The sequence below is a fragment of the Stenotrophomonas sp. GbtcB23 genome, assembly GCF_019091045.1.
GTDB classification, from domain to species: domain Bacteria; phylum Pseudomonadota; class Gammaproteobacteria; order Xanthomonadales; family Xanthomonadaceae; genus Stenotrophomonas; species Stenotrophomonas rhizophila_A.
Genome location: NZ_JAGXKC010000457.1, coordinates 1 through 263, shown reverse-complemented (window position 1 = coordinate 263; position 263 = coordinate 1). Strand labels below are relative to the sequence as shown.

Genomic DNA, 263 nt, shown 5'->3' with positions numbered 1-263 from the left:
CTTTTTGTTGCGGCCGGACGGAGATGCGTCTGTCGAGTTGGCGCGGTTTATTGAGCGCGCACAGGCCATCGATCAGCCGGAAACCCCCAGGCCCATACGAGGCCGTAATCCCGATCACCCGGAGGAACTGACGCCATGAAGAAGATCATCCCATTCTTGCTGGTTGCCGTGTTGACTGCCTGCGGCCAGTCCGATGGGCCACAGAAGTCCGCCGGTTCCGCAGCCAACATCCCGACAGTGGAAGAGCTGGCGGCCAACCCCGA

At 61.6% G+C, this 263-nt stretch carries 2 pseudogenes; both read left to right on the top strand.

The annotated features are described in order from the left end of the window. Window positions 1-139 (top strand): annotated as a pseudogene (locus tag KVS69_RS21215) (LysR family transcriptional regulator); the annotation flags it as partial. Continuing rightward, a pseudogene (locus KVS69_RS21210) lies at window positions 136-263 on the top strand (entry exclusion lipoprotein TrbK); the annotation flags it as partial. The pseudogenes KVS69_RS21215 and KVS69_RS21210, both read left to right, overlap by 4 nt.